Source organism: Janthinobacterium sp. PC23-8 (genome assembly GCF_002250505.1).
Taxonomy (GTDB): domain Bacteria; phylum Pseudomonadota; class Gammaproteobacteria; order Burkholderiales; family Burkholderiaceae_D; genus Janthinobacterium.
On the sequence record NZ_NJGY01000001.1, the window covers coordinates 1936452 to 1953323 of the forward strand.

At 62.9% G+C, this 16872-nt stretch carries 14 protein-coding genes; 2 read left to right on the forward strand and 12 right to left on the reverse strand.

Going from position 1 to position 16872, the window contains the following annotated elements; all coding sequences use genetic code 11:
• Positions 1-5: 5 nt before the first annotated feature.
• Positions 6-1523 carry a CoA-acylating methylmalonate-semialdehyde dehydrogenase gene (locus CD932_RS08410; protein ID WP_094442239.1) on the reverse strand — a complete coding sequence of 506 codons (1518 nt, stop codon included), beginning with the start codon at positions 1521-1523 and terminating at the stop codon, positions 6-8.
• Positions 1524-1679: 156 nt separating this feature from the next.
• Here CD932_RS08410 and CD932_RS08415 point away from each other — a divergent pair, with 156 nt between their 5' ends.
• Positions 1680-3071, forward strand: a complete 1392-nt coding sequence (locus CD932_RS08415; protein WP_094442240.1) for a short-chain fatty acyl-CoA regulator family protein — start codon at positions 1680-1682, stop codon at positions 3069-3071.
• Here CD932_RS08415 and CD932_RS08420 read toward each other — a convergent pair whose 3' ends face one another.
• Genes CD932_RS08420 through CD932_RS08450 form a run of 7 tightly spaced genes read right to left on the reverse strand, consistent with a single transcriptional unit; the run spans position 3072 to position 9967 of the window.
• Positions 3072-4127 (reverse strand): adenosine deaminase, encoded by a 1056-nt coding sequence (locus tag CD932_RS08420; RefSeq protein WP_094442241.1) that lies wholly within the window; start codon positions 4125-4127, stop codon positions 3072-3074.
• A 22-nt stretch (positions 4128-4149) separates the two neighbouring features.
• Positions 4150-5106 (reverse strand): nucleoside hydrolase, encoded by a 957-nt coding sequence (locus tag CD932_RS08425; RefSeq protein ID WP_254926518.1) that lies wholly within the window; start codon positions 5104-5106, stop codon positions 4150-4152.
• Between the two features lie 8 nt (positions 5107-5114).
• Positions 5115-6146, reverse strand: coding sequence for an ABC transporter ATP-binding protein (locus CD932_RS08430; protein ID WP_094442242.1), 1032 nt, complete (start codon positions 6144-6146; stop codon positions 5115-5117).
• Between the two features lie 10 nt (positions 6147-6156).
• On the reverse strand, positions 6157-6936 hold the full coding sequence (locus CD932_RS08435; RefSeq protein ID WP_094442243.1) for an ABC transporter permease: 780 nt from the start codon (positions 6934-6936) through the stop codon (positions 6157-6159).
• A complete protein-coding gene (locus CD932_RS08440) occupies positions 6933-7772 on the reverse strand; it encodes an ABC transporter permease (protein ID WP_094442244.1) in 840 nt (279 codons plus the stop codon). The genes CD932_RS08435 and CD932_RS08440 overlap by 4 nt, the downstream gene beginning before the upstream one ends.
• Positions 7772-8794 (reverse strand): ABC transporter substrate-binding protein, encoded by a 1023-nt coding sequence (locus tag CD932_RS08445; RefSeq protein WP_254926519.1) that lies wholly within the window; start codon positions 8792-8794, stop codon positions 7772-7774. Before CD932_RS08445 ends, CD932_RS08440 begins: the two co-directional genes overlap by 1 nt.
• A gap of 57 nt (positions 8795-8851) precedes the next feature.
• A complete protein-coding gene (locus CD932_RS08450) occupies positions 8852-9967 on the reverse strand; it encodes a porin (RefSeq protein WP_254926520.1) in 1116 nt (371 codons plus the stop codon).
• A 173-nt stretch (positions 9968-10140) separates the two neighbouring features.
• Between CD932_RS08450 and CD932_RS08455 the strand changes: the two genes are divergently transcribed.
• Positions 10141-11058, forward strand: coding sequence for a LysR family transcriptional regulator (locus CD932_RS08455; RefSeq protein WP_094442246.1), 918 nt, complete (start codon positions 10141-10143; stop codon positions 11056-11058).
• Here the strand turns inward: CD932_RS08455 and rsmA are convergent, their stop codons facing one another.
• The 4 genes from rsmA to CD932_RS08475 form a co-directional block, all read right to left on the reverse strand.
• The gene (rsmA, locus tag CD932_RS08460; protein ID WP_094442247.1) at positions 11059-11838 is read right to left on the reverse strand and encodes a 16S rRNA (adenine(1518)-N(6)/adenine(1519)-N(6))-dimethyltransferase RsmA; all 780 of its coding nucleotides are present in this window, start codon (positions 11836-11838) and stop codon (positions 11059-11061) included.
• Positions 11839-11886: 48 nt separating this feature from the next.
• On the reverse strand, positions 11887-12927 hold the full coding sequence (gene pdxA, locus CD932_RS08465; protein ID WP_094442248.1) for a 4-hydroxythreonine-4-phosphate dehydrogenase PdxA: 1041 nt from the start codon (positions 12925-12927) through the stop codon (positions 11887-11889).
• Positions 12927-14318: a peptidylprolyl isomerase gene (locus CD932_RS08470; RefSeq protein WP_254926521.1), complete on the reverse strand. Its 1392-nt coding sequence runs from the start codon at positions 14316-14318 to the stop codon at positions 12927-12929. Before CD932_RS08470 ends, pdxA begins: the two co-directional genes overlap by 1 nt.
• A 103-nt stretch (positions 14319-14421) precedes the next feature.
• Entirely contained in the window at positions 14422-16680 is a 2259-nt protein-coding gene (locus CD932_RS08475) for an LPS-assembly protein LptD (protein WP_094442250.1), read from the reverse strand.
• Positions 16681-16872: the final 192 nt, after the last annotated feature.

Genomic DNA, 16872 nt, shown 5'->3' on the forward strand with positions numbered 1-16872 from the left:
ACTCCTTACTTGAGGCTGATGGTGGTGTTGACCTTGCCCACCGACGCCGAGTCCGTGAACCAGCGCTGGGTAATCGTCTGCGTCTGCGTGTAGAACAGCACCACCTGCTTGCCGAACGGACCGAGGTCGCCCAGTTTCGAGCCGCGCGAACCGGTAAAGCTGAACAGCGGCACCGGCACCGGAATCGGCACATTGATGCCCACTTGCCCGACATCGATTTCTTCCTGGAAGTAACGCGCCGCCGCGCCGCTTTGCGTGAACAAGGCCGTGCCATTGCCGTTCGGATTGGCGTTGACCAGGGCAATCGCTTCGTCGAGCGTGTCGACTTCGACCACGATCAGCACCGGGCCAAAGATCTCCTGGTCGTAGACGGTCATGCCCGGTTTCACGCCCGACAAGATGGTGGGGCCGACAAAATTACCATTTGGATAGCCGTCGACTTTGACATCGCGCCCGTCCAGGGTCAAGGTCGCGCCCTGCTCGATACCTTTGGCGATCAGGCCGAACACGCGCTCCTTGGCCGCGCACGAAATCACGGGACCGAGGTCCGGGTTGTCCTTGCCGGCGCCGACCGTCAAGGTCTGCGCCTTGGCGGACAATTCGGGTAGCCAGTCACGCGCCTGGCCCACCAGCACGGCGACGGACGCGGCCATGCAGCGCTGGCCAGCCGCGCCGAAGCCGGCGCCCAGCAGCTGGTTCAGGGTTTGTTCCTTGTTGGCGTCCGGCAGCACCACGGCGTGGTTCTTGGCGCCCATCATGCACTGCGCGCGCTTGCCGGCCAGGCTGGCGCGTTGATACACGTGGGTGCCGACCTTGCTGGAACCGACAAACGAGATCGCCTTGATATCCGGGTGGTCGCACAGCGCGTTGACCACGTCTTCGCCGCCGTGGATCACGTTCAGGACGCCGGCAGGGATACCGGCCTGCAAAGCCAGGCGCACCAGTTTTTCCGTCACCAGCGGGTCCTGTTCGGACGGTTTCAAGACAAAGGTATTGCCGCAGGCAATCGCCATCGGGAACATCCACAGCGGTATCATGGCGGGGAAATTGAATGGCGTAATGCCGGCGCACACGCCCAGCGGCTGCAGCACGCTATAGGTGTCGACGCCGCCGGCCACGTTCTGCGCATACTCGCCCATCTGCAAGGTGCCGATATTGGCCGCGTGCTCCACCACTTCCAGGCCGCGGAACACGTCGCCTTCCGCGTCGAGCAGGGTCTTGCCCTGTTCCATGGTGAGCGTCGCGGCCAGGTCCGCCATGTTTTCGCGGATCAGCTGCTGCAGTTTCAAAAAGATGCGGGCGCGCGCGCCGATCGGCGTCTTGCGCCAGGTTTTGAAGGCGCGCTGGGCCGAGGCGATGGCGGCCTTGACTTCGTCGGGCGTGGCGAACGGCACGCGTGCCAGCACTTCCTGGGTGGCCGGGTTGACGACGTCTCGCCAGACGGTCGTGGCGGACTCGATCCACTCGCCGTTGATCAGCAGGGGGACGGTTGGAATGCTTGCAGCGGCAGTTGGATGGGTCACGCGGTCTCCTCGGTTGTATGGGGTTCTGTGCTTTGCATTATTCGCACAATGGCCGCGCCCTACAAGACGTGAAAATGCGAGCATCTGCCAAGCCAGTTCTGTTAATCTGCGAAGATTGCAAATTTGCAGACTCCACAAGCGAAGGAGACATCGACGATGGCCAAGGTATTCATGGGCGTGCGCCTGCAGCGGCTGCGCGAGGAACGGCGCATGACGCAGGCGGCGCTGGCCAAGGCGCTGGGCATTTCACCGAGCTACCTGAACCAGATGGAGCGCAACCAGCGTCCGCTGACGGTGCCGATCCTGCTGCGCATCGGCAGCGTGCTCAATATCGACCCGCAAATCTTTTCCGAGCATGACAGCGCCAGCCTGGTGGCCGACGTGCGCGATGTATTCGGCGAACTGCCCGACGCGCCGCCGACCTCGATGGCCGAACTGAAAATGCTGGTGGAAAACATGCCGGAACTGGCTCGCTCGATATTGCTGCTGCAGCGGCGCTACCGCGTGATGGCGGAACGGGCAGATACTTTGGCCGCGCGCCTCGACGACGGCAGCCGTGGCGACAGCACCCTTGCCCTGGCGCCGTCGACCGATGAAGAAGTGCGCGAATACCTGAACCGGCGGCAGAACTATATCGACGAGCTGGACCGGGCGGCCGAGGTGGTCGCGGAAGAACTCGATCCCCGGCTGCGCGCGCGCGACGCGCTGCAGGCGCGCCTGCAGGAACGCCATGGCATTCGCGTTGAACTGTCCGACGGCGACGCCGGCATGGTGCGCAAGCACCGCTACGACGCCCAGCAAAAAATCCTGTGGCTGCCCGATACGCTCACGGGCGGCCAGCGCGCGTTCCAGATGGCGGCGCAAATCAGCCTGCTCGAACACAGTGCGCTGATCGACGCGCTGGTGCTGGCGGCGCAGTTTTCCGGCGCCGGCGCGCAGACCAGCGCGCGCCTGGCGTTGTCCAACTACTTTGCCGGCGCGCTGTTGATGCCCTACCAGCGCTTCCTGCAGGCGGCAGAAATCCGCGCCTACGATATCGAACGCCTGGCGCAGCAGTTTGGCGTGGGCTTCGAGGCCATCTGCCATCGCCTGAGCACTTTGCAACGCCCCGAGGCGGCGGGACTACCCTTCTTTTTTGTGCGCGTCGACCGCGCCGGCAATGTCTCGAAACGCCAGTCGGCCACCGATTTTCACTTTTCACGGGTCGGTGGCACCTGCCCGCTGTGGATCGTCTACGACGCCTTCAGCCATCCGGGCCAGGTGCTCACGCAAGTGGCCAGCATGCCCGACGGCTGCACCTATCTGTGGATCGCGCGCCAGGTCAGCACCGGCGCACCCGGTTTTCGCGCACCGGGCAAAACCTTTGCCGTGGCGCTCGGCTGCGATATCTCGCAGGCGCACCGGCTGATTTATTCAAAAGGACTGGACCTGCACGACCCGCAGGGCGCCACGCCGATTGGCACCGGCTGCAAGGTATGCGAGCGCCAGGCCTGCCCGCAGCGCGCGTTCCCGTCGCTGCTGGCGCAAAAGCCCGCGCCATCGGCCTGATTATTCGATGACGCGGGCGCGCAGCGCATCGAAGGTGGCGCAAAAATCCATGCGCCAGGCCTCGCGCGTGGCGTCGGCTATCCACGCCGCATCGAGGCCATTCAACATGAAGCCGCGCATGTCGTCGATGCCGAAACCGAATTCGCGCATCATCAGCCAGGCGCCCGTCGGCGTGACGTGGTGCAGGGTCGGGTCGTCCGTATTCGGATGCAGTTTCAAGCCCAGCTTTGCCATCGCGCGGATCGGGTGATCCAGGGCCCAGCGCTCTGGCGCCAGCGTGCGCAGATAATACGAATTGGTGGGCACGACGGTAAACACGATGCCCCGCTGCGCATACTGGCGCGCCAGCTCCGGGTTGTCGACGATGGTATAGCCATGATCGACGCGGTCGACCTTGAGTTCATCGACGGCGGTGGCCACATTCATCCACGGCATGCCGAATTCGCCCGCATGCGCGGTGCATCTGAAGCCGGCCTCGCGCGCGGCGCGGTAGGCTTGCAGGAACAGCTCGGGTGGCCGCTCATTTTCGCGGTAGTCGATACCGATGCCGATTACCTCCGGCGCGCGGTGTTCCTTCATCCATTCGACCATTTGCACCGCTTCCCCGGGCGATGCTTCACGGTCGATGCTGGGAATCAGGCGGCCAATCACGCCAAAGTCGCGCTCGGCGTCGCGGATCGCCGCCACGATGGCGTCCTGCGCCGCTTCATAACGAATGCCGGACACGCGCACGGTGCCGGTGGGGTTCCAGAAAAACTCCGCATAGCGCACGCCGTGGCCGTGCGCGTCTTCCAGATATTCGTACGCCAGGCAGTACAGGTCGGCCGGCGCCACAATCAGGTGCGCGTCGAGCGCGCGCAGCACCCGCAGCACGCCCACCGGCTTGTCGCCGCGCGTATAAAAGGCGTCGATTTCCTCGGGCGTGACCACATTGCCGGTCTTGGCGGCCAGCGCGCGGAAATTAGCCTGGCGCACCGTGCCGAACAGATGGCAATGCAGCTCCACCTTGGGGATCGCGCGGACAAACTGTTCGAGGCTCAGGGGAGAATTCGACATGACTCGTTTCGTATCAGGGTAATCAGGCCAGGATGGCGGACAAGCGTTGCATCAATAACTCAATGGCGGCCGGGCCGTCGGCCAGGTGCGCCACCTGGGTGGTGACGGCGGCGCGGCGCGGCACGCGGAACTCGCACACCGTCATGCCGCGCGTCAGCTCGCCACGCAATTCGATGGCCACATGGGCCGGCAGGAACTGGAACAGCTGCGGCGCTTCCAGGTACAGCGCCACCACCGGGTCGTACATCGGCATCGGCACCGAACCATCCGGACTCCTGATGCGCACATAGGCTTCCAGGTAGCCGGCCAGCATGCTGGCGCGCGCCGTGCCAAGCGCGCGCAGACGCGCCACTTCCACGTTGGTGACCAGCAGTTGGCGGCACAAATTCAAACCGAACATGCGCAAGGGAATGCCGGCCCTGAACACCACGTCGGCCGCTTCCGGGTCCGCATAGATATTGAATTCGGCCGCCGCCGTATGATTGCCCTGGTCGGTCGAGCCGCCCATCAGGATGATCTCGACGATCTTGCCGGCGATATCGGGCGCTTTCATGAGCGCGGTGGCGATATTGGTCATCGGTGCGATGGCGATCACGGTGATCTCGCCGGGATGGGCGCGCACGGCGGCGATCAGCGCGTCGACGGCGTGGCCGGCCGCGTCGCTGGACGCATCACTGGCGGCGCGGGGTGGCAAAGCGTCGCCTGTCGTTGGCATGCCGCTGTCGCCGAGGATGCGCTGCGCCGTTTCGATGGCGCCGGCCAGCGGCTGCTCGCAGCCGCGGTAGATTGCTACCTTCAGGCCGTCATGCGCCTTGATGCGCAGGGCGTTGTCCCAGGTGATATCGACCGGCGCATTACCGGTGACGATGCTCACGCCCAGCCAGTCGATCTGCGGGTTACTCCCCAATAGCAGCATGGTGAGCCAGTCGTCGAAGCCGGGGTCGGTGTCGAGCCAGATTTTTTTCACAGGTTTTCCCATGATGCTCCTCACTGCGCCAGGCACAGCGCGCTGTCGTGCGGCAGCACGAACGACACGGCCGAGCCTTCGCGCCAGGCCGCGCCATGGGCCGCGCAGATGCCCTTGACGGGGCCGAGCGGGGTTTGCAGCAGGTATTCGACGGTGTCGCCCAAAAAGCCGCGCGCCAGCACGGTGCCCGGATACTGGCCTGCCGCATCGTCAAAGGCGCAGACGCGCACCCGGTCCGGGCGCCAGCCAAGCACCGTGGTGCCCGCTGCGACAGCGGCCCGATACGGCAGGCTGGCACCGGCGTGGTGCAGCGCGCCGTCGCGGTAGTCGAACAGGTTTTCAAAGCCCATGAAGTTGGCCACAAAGCGCGTCGACGGCGTGTTGAACACGGCTTCCGGCGCGGCCAGTTGTTCGATGCGCCCGCCGTTCATGACGACGATGCGGTCGGACAGCGCCAGCGCTTCTTCCTGGTCGTGCGTGACGTACAGCATGGTGATGCCCAGCTCGCGCTGGATACGGCGCAGCTCGGCGCGCATCTGCACGCGCAGCTTGGCGTCCAGGTTCGACAGTGGTTCGTCCAACAACAGCAGGGCCGGCTCGACCACGATGGCGCGCGCCAGCGCCACGCGCTGCTGCTGGCCACCCGACATCTGCGCCGGCAGGCGGGTCTCGAAACCGGTCAGTCCGACGGCGGCGATCACCGCCTCGACCTTGCTTTTGAGTTGCCCCGGCGCGACCTTGCGCAGGCGCAGGCCGAAGGCGATATTGTCATGGACGTTCAGGTGCGGGAACAGCGCATACGACTGGAACACCATGCCGATATTGCGTTTATTCGGCGCCAGCTTGCCGATCTCGCGCCCGTCCAGCACGATGCGGCCCGACTGCAGCGGCATCAGGCCGGCGATCGCGCGCATGGTGGTGGTCTTGCCGCAGCCGCTGGGGCCCAGCAGCGAAATCAGTTCGCCCTGCTCCACCTGCAGGTCCAGGTCCTTGACGGACGTGGTGTTCTTCGCGTAGCCGAGGTTCAGCTTGTGCAGTTCCAGATAACTCATGGTTGATGCCTTACATGTATTTTGAAATGCCCAGCACCTTTTCGGTCACCATCACGAAGGCCATGGTGAACAGGACCAAGAGGGTCGACAAGGCGGCGATCGAGGGATCGAAACTGTTTTCCATATGGCCCAGCATCTCGATCGGCAAGGTGCTGATGCCCGGCCCCGTGAGGAACAGCGATACCGGCACCTGGTTGAACGAGGTGACAAAGGCGAGGAAAAAGGCGGCGATCACGGCGTTGCGGATATTGGGCAGCACGATCATGAAAAACGCGCGCAGGCGCGAGGCGCCCAGGGTGATGGCGGCGTCCTCGATATCGACCCGCAGGTTGACCAGGCTGGCGTACACCACGCGCACCGAATACGGAATCAACAGCGCAATATGGCCGATCAGCAAGCCCGCATACACGGGCGCATTGATGGTCAATACCAGGTGGTGCAGCAGGCCCAGCCCGACCAGGATGGCGGGGATGATCAACGGCGACGTGAGCACCTGGCCGATGGCGCCAATGCCGGGCGGCGGCATGCGCGAAAACGCATAGGCTACCGGAATGCCCAGCATGAGGGCAATCACGGTGGCGATCAGGCCGATCTCCAGGCTGGTCTGGAAGGCGCGGCGAAACTCGGGCGCGGCCCACACTTCCAGGATCCAGCGCAGCGAATAGGACTCGGGCGGGAAGGCCAGCGTCTCGCCGCCAGAGAACCCCGCCAGCAGCACGATGGCGAACGGTCCCAGCAAGAACAGGAACACCAGCCACAGCACCACGCGGGAAAAACAGCTTTCTTTCATACCGAACTCCGACTCGAAGAAATACGTTTCAGGCCGGCGTTGACCAGCAATGTCATGGCGACCAGGATCACGGCGATCACATTGGCCGCGCCGAAATCGCTCTCCACGCTCACTTTTTGATACAGCAGGGTTTCGAGCATCAGCACCTTGGTGCCACCCAGCAGGGCCGGCGTCACATAGGCCGTCACGCAGCCCGTAAATACCAGCGTGCCGCCGACCACCAGGCCTTCCTGCGTCAGCGGCAGGGTGACCTTGCAAAAGACCTGCCACGGGTTGGCGCCCAGGGTCGCGGCGGCCGGTTCCACGTCGCGCGGCAGGTTTTCCAGCGCGCCGGCCAGCGACATCAGCATCAAGGGCAGCAGCAGCTGCAACAGGCCGACAAACACGGCGAATTCGCTGAACAGCAGGCGCAGCGGCTCATCCGTCAAGCCCATGCCGACCAGCGCCGCATTGACGGCGCCGTTGCGGCCCAGCAGCACGATCCAGGCATAGGTGCGCGCGATGGGTGAGACCATCAGCGGCAGGATCATCATGCCCACCACCAGGCCGCGCCACTTGGGCGACACGCGCGCCACCGCCTGCGCGGCCGGGTAGCCGAGGACGATGGAGGCGAGGGTGACGAGGGCGGCGATGCGCAGGGTGCGCCAGAAGATGGTGCGGTTGAATTCCTGCGAAAAGAATGCAACGAAGCGGTCCACGCCCCACCGCATGCCGTCGCCGACACGGAAGGCGTCGACCAGCAGCGCCAGCACCGGCAGCAGGAAGCAGACGACAATGAAGATCAGCGCCGGCAGCACCAGCAGCAGGCCGGCGCGTTTTTGGGAATCAGCCAACATCACTTGCTCATGGCCTTGTTCCACTGCTCCATCCAGCTTGATCGCTGCTTGAGGATGACCGATGGCTTGACGAATTTGAGGGAATTGATCTGGTCCTGGCCATAGGTGTTGAACTGTGCGGCCGCCACCGACAGGCGCACCTCCTTGTTGGTGGGCGAGTCGACCAGATTGGTCGCCAGCTGGGTCTGCACCTCCCTGGACAGCCAGAAATCCATCAGCTGGTAAGCCAGATCCGCATTTTTCGAACCGGCGACGATGCCCATCACGTTCATGCCGGCCGCCTGGCCTTCGGCCGGGATGCTCCACTTCAACGGCAGGCCGGTCTTGAGCATTTGCGACCAGGTAAAGCGCGCCACGGGGGCGGCCCAGATTTCATCCTGGGCGAACAGGGCGGCCAACTGCGCGCTGTTTTTCGAGAACGTCACCACATTGCCCTTCAGGCCGACGATCTTCGCAAAGCCGGTAGCATAGTCGTCCGTCTTGCCGCCCCAGGCCGCGTCGGCCATGCGCAGCATCAGCGGGCCCTGCGTGGTGCTCACGTCGGGCAGGGCCACGCGGCCCTTCAGTTCGGGGCGCCACAGGTCCTTCCACGACGTCAGCGGGGCGATCTTGTCGCTGCGGTACACCAGGCCCACCGAGTACAGCGTGTAGCCAACGGCGAAATTGCCGCCGATCGGATTTTTCGCCACGTCGTACAGTTGGCCGTAGTTCTTCAGCCTGGCATAGTCCATGGGCTGGATCACGCCCTTTTGCGCCGCTTCCAGCATGCCGGAATCGGACAGCAGCACCAGGTCGATCACCGGGTTATTGCGGTGCACCACCAGCTTGGCGATGCGGTCGGCATTGTTCCCCGTTTCCACCTTGATGTCGCAAGCACATTTGGCCTTGAACGGCTCGTACACATACTTCATGAACAAGGGCTGGGCAATCGGATAGGCCGAGATGACCAGTTCGCGTTTTTCCGCCTGGGCGGCGTTCGCCAGCAAACCGAGGCAGAGGGCCAGCAAGAGGGACTTTTTCAAGATGCTTCCTTTCAGGGAACGGCGCTGGCGGGCAGCGCCGTCAAGGTGAGACAGATGTCAGAAATAATGGCGCATACCAAGGATCAGCACGCTTTGCGTCTTGCCGGACGAAGTGCCGAAGCCGAACACGCGCGCAAACGTCGCGTCGCCGGCCGCCTTCTGGTAGCTCCAGGTGATGGCCACGTCGGTGCGCCTGGACAGGAAGTAATCGGCCTGGAAGTTGACCTGGTGCCATTTCGGCGTCTTGTTGACCACATCGTACTTACCGGTGGTATAGAAATACGAGGCGCCCAGGTTCAGCGCTTGCGTCAGCTTGTGGTTCAGGTTCAGATCCAGGTTCTGCAACGTCAGATTGCTCTGGTCCATATAGTGGTAGCGCACATTGGTGTACAGCGCGCCAAACCTGGTCTTGCCCACATTATAGAAGCCGCCCGTGCCGGCGATGGCCTGGCTGTCCACTCCCACGCCTTTGACAGCGCTCTTGTTGAAGATCAGCAGCGAGCTGCCATAGTCGTTGCCGATGGCACCGTTCGGCGACTCGGCCGCGTTCGGATGGTCGAGCCTGGAGTACGCCAGCGCCCAGCTGAAGGCGTCGGCCTTGTACTGCGCACCGGCGCTGTAGACGCGGTTGCGGCTGGAGCTCTCCGGGTTTTCGCTGAAACCATACAGGCCCGTAAAGGCGAAGTTGCCGATGGTCGGGCTGACATATTTGACCGCGTTTTGCACGCGCAGGTTGTTGTAGCCATTGTCGTTGTCGCCGATATGCACGCCATTGCTGGCAATGACTACCGGACCGAGCAGGTCCTTGACGGCCTCGTACTGGCGGCCCAGGGTCAGGGTGCCCTTGTCATCGCTCGACAGGCCGACGAAGGACTGGCGGCCAAACAGGCGCCCGCTTTGCGCGGCCACGCCCGTCATCACGTTAAAACCGTTTTCCAGCACGAACAGCGCCTTGTTGCCGTTGCCCAGGTCTTCCTGGCCGCGAAAGCCGATGCGCGGATTCTGGTTGGTGCCGCTCAGGGCATGCGTCACGTTGCGGCCATTTTCGTCCGAGACATAACCGATGCCGGCCGACAGCAAGCCATACACCTGCACGCTGCTTTGCGCCTGCGCCGCGCCCTGCACCGCCAGCAAGCCACCCACCACCATTGTTCCCGTCATCCATTTGTTCATTGCCGCCGCCCTGTTCAAGTTATCCGCTGTTTATTGTTCTGCGTGTGGTCGTGTGTTTGCAGGAAATTGTTGCTTTCATAGCAAAACAGCACCAGTCCAGAATATGGTAAATTGCGAAATAAGAAAATTTGTTTATTTTTATAAATCCATTACTTTTTCTGATAAACAAATCCATGCATGAGCTGAACAAGAAAATTTCCTTACGTCATTTACAAGCTTTTGCCACGCTAGCCCGTGTCAACAGCTTCAGCAAGGCCGCACAGCAATTGTGCGTGACGCAACCGGCGTTGAGCGCCTCGATCAAGCTGCTGGAAAATCAGCTGGGCAATAAGTTGTTTAATCGCACAACCCACCAGCTGGAACTGACGCGCGAAGGCAAGCTGGCGCTCGATTACGCCATCCATTTATTGAATACCGCCAGCAATACCTTTGCCGATATCCAGCGCGCCATCGGCAGCGGACGGCACCGCATCCGCATCGGCGCCATCCCTTCCGCGATGGCAATGACGGCGGTGGTGGTGGCGCGCTACAACGAACGGCACGGCGACGAGGTGGAAATCATGTTGTCGGATATGCCCAACGATGGACTGCTGCAGGCGCTGCACTCGGGTCAGCTCGATTTTTGCGTCGGCATCGAAGTGCCGGGCGCCGTGTCGCTGGAAACGGTGGGCCTGTTTGAAGACGAGCTGGTATTGGTGACGGCGCGCAGCCATGCGCTGTCGGCCTTGCAGGAGGCGCGCTGGGATCAGCTGTCGGGCCAGGAAATCGTGGTGTTTACAAAAGGCAGCATCTGGGAGTTCGCCTCGAGCGCGCTGCGCCAGCATGGCTTGCAGCCGTCGTCGCTGTACCAGATGGTGCACAGCGAATCGCTGTATGGCGTGGTGCGGGCCGGCATCGCGGTCGGCGTCATGCCCAGCCTGTACACGACTTTTCTGAACGACGACGACCTGCATGTGGCGCCGCTGCGCCAGCCTACCTGCAAGCGCAAGATCGCGCTGATGCGGCGTAACGAGATCAGCCGCAACCACCATGTCGATCACTGCTTCCTGGCGTTGAAACAGGACTTGCAGCAGGTCGACCAGTGGTTCTGATCAGGCCGGCGCTTTGAACAAATTGGCCAGCGCCACATACTGCTCCAGCCCCACGGTTTCCGGACGCTTGGTCGGATCGATGCCGGCGGCGATGATCTGCTGTTCCGTAAACATGCCGGCCAAACAGTTGCGGATCACCTTGCGGCGCTGCGAGAACGCCTTCATGACCACCGCTTCCAGGGTTTCCTGGTCGCATGGCAAACGTTGTTCGACGGGAATCATGCGCACGATGGCGGACTCGACTTTCGGTGGCGGATCGAAGGCCGTTGGCGGCACGATGAACAGCAGCGACATCTTGTAGCGCCATTGCAGCATCACCGACAGGCGGCCATAGGCCTTGCCGCCCGGTTCGGCCACCATGCGCTCGACCACTTCCTTTTGCAGCATGAAATGCTGGTCCAGCACCAGCGGCGCAAAGTCCGCCAGGTGGAACAGCAGCGGGCTGGAGATGTTGTACGGCAAATTGCCGACGATGCGCAGCTTTTGTCCTGCCGGCACGGGAATCTGCGCGAAATCGAATTTCAGCGCATCGCCCGAGTGGATCGTCAGCTTGGCCGGGTTAAACGTTTTTTCCAGGCGCACGATCAGGTCGCGGTCCAGTTCCACCACATGCATCTGCTTGAGGTGGCGCAGCAGTTGTTCCGTCATCGCGCCCAGCCCGGGGCCGATCTCGACCATGGCGTCGTCCGGCTGCGGCGCGATGGCGGCCGTGATGTCGTCGAGGACGAAGCGGTCATGCAGGAAATTCTGGCCAAAGCGTTTACGGGCAACGTGTTTCATATGCGGTTTTCTATAGATGCGGTCAAGCCGGTGGAACAAAAAGGGGGTTCAGGCGCTGGCCAGCAGCATCTCGCGCGCCGTGCGCAAGGCCTGCTCCATGCTGCCGCAGTCGGCCAGGCCCAGGCCCCTGGCCGCCACGTCGAGCGCCGTGCCATGGTCGACCGAGGTGCGGATCAGGGGCAGGCCCAGGGTGACGTTGATGCCGCGGCCAAAGGTGGCGTATTTCAGCACCGGCAGGCCCTGGTCGTGGTACATGGCCAGCACGCAATCGGCATCCTTCAGATATTTCTGCTGGAACAGGGTGTCGGCCGGATACGGACCGCGGGCGTCGATGCCGCGCGCCTGGGCGGCGGCGATGGCCGGCGCGATCACGTCGATTTCCTCGCGCCCCAGATAGCCGCCCTCGCCCGCATGCGGGTTCAGGCCGGTGACCAGGATGCGCGGCGCGGCGATGCCGAATTTGTTGCGCAAGTCGGCGTCGATGATGTCGAGCGTGGTGGCCAGGCTGTCCATCGTGATGGCCCCCGGCACGTCTTTCAAGGGCAGATGGGTGGTGGCCAGCGCCACGCGCAGCATCGTCTGGCCGTGGCCAGGGTCGCCGGCCAGCATCATCACCACCTGGCGCGTGCCGGTTTTGTTTGCCAGGTATTCGGTATGGCCGGAAAACGCGATGCCGGCGTCGTTGATGGTGCTTTTTTGCAGGGGCGCCGTGACCATGGCGCCGAACCAGCCGGCCTGTATGCCTTCGATGGCGGCGTCCAGGGTGGCCAGCACGGAACGGCCATTGTCCTTGTCGAGCACGCCAGGAATCACATTGTTGACGGTGGGGATGTCGATCACGGCCAGGCGGCCGGCGCCAAACTGCGGCAAGCCGCTGTTGCGCACGGCTTGCAGCGACAGCGCCGCCAGGCGGATCTCGGGATCGATCAGGCTGGCCGTCAGGGCCAGGTAGGCCGCGTCGCCGAGCAGGATGCAGTTCGCTTCATGACGCATGGCCCAGGCCGCGCGGATCGAGATTTCCGGACCGACGCCGGCCGGCTCGCCACAGGTGATGGCGATGGCCGGGCGCACAGGTTTGATTGTTGCCATTACTGGTCGTCGTTGCGGAATTCGACATAGGCACGGTCGCGCACTTCGCGCGCCCAGCTTTCCGTCGCTTCTTCCAGCTTGCGTTCGCGCAAGGCATTGCGGGCGGCATTGCGCTGCTTCTCTTTCGAGACGTCGTCGCTCTTGCGTTCCAGCACTTCGATCAAATGGAAACCGAAGCTCGATTCGATCGGCTGGCTCACTTCGCCCGGTTTCAGGGCGTTCATTGCCGTTTCAAATTCCGGTACCGTGTCGCCAGGGTACAGCCAGCCCAGGTCGCCGCCCTTGGCAGCCGAGCCATCGTTGGAGAACAAACGGGCCAGGTCCTCGAACTTGGCGGCCTTGTTGTCGAGGCGTTCCTTCAGTTCGGCCAGCTTGCGCTTGGCTTCGGCGGCCGACATGGTCGGCGTGACTTTCAGCAGGATATGGCGCGCGTGGGTTTGCTGCACGGCAGCCACGGCCTGCGCCTGGGCGGCGCTGCGGCGGTCCACCAGTTTCAGGATATGGAAACCGGTGTTGCTTTTGATAATAGGCGTGATCTGGCCCGCTTTCAGCTTGAGCAATTGCTCGGTGAACAGCGGCGGCAGGCGGTCGCTATTGCGCCAGCCGATCTCGCCGCCGCTCAGCGCATCGCTGGCGTCGGAATAGGTGGCGGCCATCTTGGCGAAATCGGCGCCCGTGCGCAGCTGGCGGCTGACTTCTTCGGCGCGCGCGCGGCGCGCGGCGATCTGTTCCGGGCTGGAGTTTTCCGGGATGCGCACCAGGATCTGCGCCAGGTTCAGTTCGACCTGCTCGCTGGCGGCGGCTTTTTCCGCCGCCAGGAAGTTGTCCACTTCGGAATCCGAAATCTGGATCTTGGCGTCGACTTCATGTTCGCGCAGGCGCTGCATGATGATCTCGTTGCGGATTTCCTCGCGGAAGGCGGCAAACGGCGTGCCTTCCTTTTCCATCTGGTTGCGCAAGTCCTGGATCGTCATTTTCTGCTGTTCGGCGATGCGGCCGATGGCGCGGTCCAGTGTCTGGTCATCGACGCGCACGCCCATTTCCTTGGCCAGCTGCATCTGTGCGCGTTCGACAATCATGCGTTCCAGCAACTGACGGCGCAGGTCGGCAGGGTCGGGCAAGGGCACGTTCTGCGCCTTCATGCGCTGCTCCACACTCTTGATGCGCGCCGCGACTTCATTGCGGGTGATCACATCGTCATTGACGACGACGGCGATGGCATCGATGGTCTGGCCGCTGCTCGATGCCGGCGGTGTAAAACCCTTGACCGGCGCAGGCTTGGCGGCGGCAGGCTTGGGGGCGACAGGAGCGGCCTGTTGCGCCCAGACACTACTGGTCGTGGCGCCGGACAGGGCGCACAACAGAACCGCGGCAATTTTGAGTTGGTGCATACTGGCATTACGCATAATGTGTAGAGCGCTCATGAGTTCAAGTGAATAAAAAAACCGGTTTGCGCCAGCGCCGGGGACGCCGGCGGCGGCAGCAGCGCCCATCTTAACGGATAGGCGGGTTCAATGCCTGATAGCCAGGGATCGTTTTTGTAAATGTTTCCAGGCCATTGGCGCCCAGGCCCAGGCCGTTCGACAGGCCCGTCAATTCCAGCTGGAAAAAGATCGGCGTCGACGATTTCAGGGCCGAGGTCACGAAGCGCTGCGCGCCCATGCGGAACACCCAGCAGTCACCCTTGTATTCGAGGCCAATCAGGCCCTCGAGCAGGCGGCGGTCGAGCAGCGAGTAGCTGACCCGGCCCACGCCGTACAGGCGGTCGCTCAGCGGCCATTGGGTCGACACTTCGACATTGCGGAAGCTGCCGCGCTGGAAACGGTTGCTGAGATTCAATACTTTCTTCGGACCTGGCTGGTATTGGACCGAATAGGTCGAACTGACCAGCTGGCTGTCGCTCGGGTTGTACTGTACCAGGCTGTCGACGGTCCAGGTTTCCGACACGCGGCCGGTGGCGGCCAGCAGCATGTCCGAGCGCGACTGGTTGACCGGCGTGGTGGACGCGAGCTGCACGCGCTGGTCGGCAAAGTAGAAACGCTGGCCGAAGGTCAAACGCATGCGCTCGGCGCCATCGGCCTGCAGGAAGCGCGAGACTACCGCCGCCGTCACCTGGTTGGCGTCGCCGATGCGGTCGCTGCCGACAAAGCGGTTTTCCGTGAAGATCTGCGTCAGGTTGAAGGTGCCGTCGGCCGTGTCGAAATTGGGGAACTGCGACTGGTCGCGGTACGGCGTATAGACATAGAACAGGCGCGGCTCCAGCGTTTGCGTGCCGCCCTTGGCATCCTTGCCGCCGAACAGATTGCTGTCGCGCTCGAACACCAGGCCGCTGTCGACCGACACGGTGGGAACCGCGCGCGAAAACGAGGTATTCGGGAACTGCGCCTTGGTGGTGGCGTTGTTGTCGAGCTGATACGCGCTGGCGTTCAGCATCAGCTTGGGCGTGATGAAGTAGCCGGGGCGCACGACCGGGAAACTGATCTGCGGCACCACCACCATGCGCGAACCCTGCACCAGGGTCGGGTGCACGAAACGCGTCACTTCGCTGTCGAGCGTCCAATCGAAACCGCCCCAGACATCATACTTACCAGCATGGAAGTTAATCGACGGCAAACGATCATACGGACGCGTCACGGTCAGGCTGGGATCGGTCGCGGCGGCCGGGTCCTGCAGCACCTGGTAATTCTGCACGCGCGCCGTCAGGCTCCAGTCCTCGGTGCGGTAATCGGTGCGCAGCTCGCGCAGCAGCTGGCGCTCGGTGGCGCCGGCCACGTTTTTCGAAAAGTCGCTCGGATAGTTATTGTCCGACGCGTCGCGCGCATCCCAGCCATAAGTCCAGCCCGACGCCAGCGCCTGCTCATGGCGCGTCTTGATCAGGTAGCGGTTGGTCTTGGTCTGCTTGTCGTTTGGCAAATACTCGATCGAGGTTTCGCCGCTGTACAGGCCCGCGTCGGTCTCGCCCAGGTAGCGTCCGACGCCGCCAAGCTGGATGCCGCGCCGTTGTATGTATCTGGGATACAGGGTCAGGTCGCGGTTCGGCGCGATATTGACGTAATACGGCACCAGCAGTTCGAAGCCGTTTTTCGAGTTGAAGCCCGGCGTCGGCGCCAGCCAGCCCGAGCGGCGCGCGCCCGACAGCGAGAACGAGATGCCGGGCGTACCCAGGATCGGCACGTCCTTGAAATAGATAATGGTCTTGCTGCCCGTGCCGACGTCGCGGCCCGTGTCCAGGTTCAGGGTGCTCGACTTGAGGTACCAGTCGGGGTTCGGGCCGGTGCAAGTACTGTAGGTGCCGTCGATGACCGTCGCTTCGTCCTGGTTGATGAAGTCGACGCGCTCGGCCTTGCCGCGCCCGCCGCCCACCTCAAACTGGTAGGTGGGGTTGAGCAGGAAACCCTTGCCGGTCTCCATGTTCAGCTTCATCACGTCGCCCGTGTAGTAATCGCCGAAGCGCCACATCTTGATACGGCCTTCGGCATCGAATTCATCTTCAACTTGTTTGTAACAAGCTGTATCGGCCGTCATTTTTGTGGTTTTCCCCCGCTCGATCACCACATTGCTGTTCAGATTGAGCTCGCGTTCCGGCCGTCCGCTCATGCTCTCCGCCGTCATGACGGTGGGCGCATCCACATCTTCCACATGCGCCGGGCGGGGCGCTTTCTGGGCGTGGGCAGGCACCGCCGTGGCGGTGACGAGCGCGCTGATGGCAAAAGCCCAGCGCTGTGAAGGGGGGGAGGCCGAAAACCAGCTCATGAATTCGAAGGGGCAAGCACCATTGAGAGGCGATTTTTTGATTTTAATCCCCTATTATATGGGAATACGTGCGACACGCCTTTAAAGTTCAGCTAGCTGGACCCGACCGCAAAGCGGCAGCATCGGCGACGATGGATGGCGCAAGCCGCGCTTTGGCCATCTGTCTTGTCAATTCCACATTGCCCGTCAAGT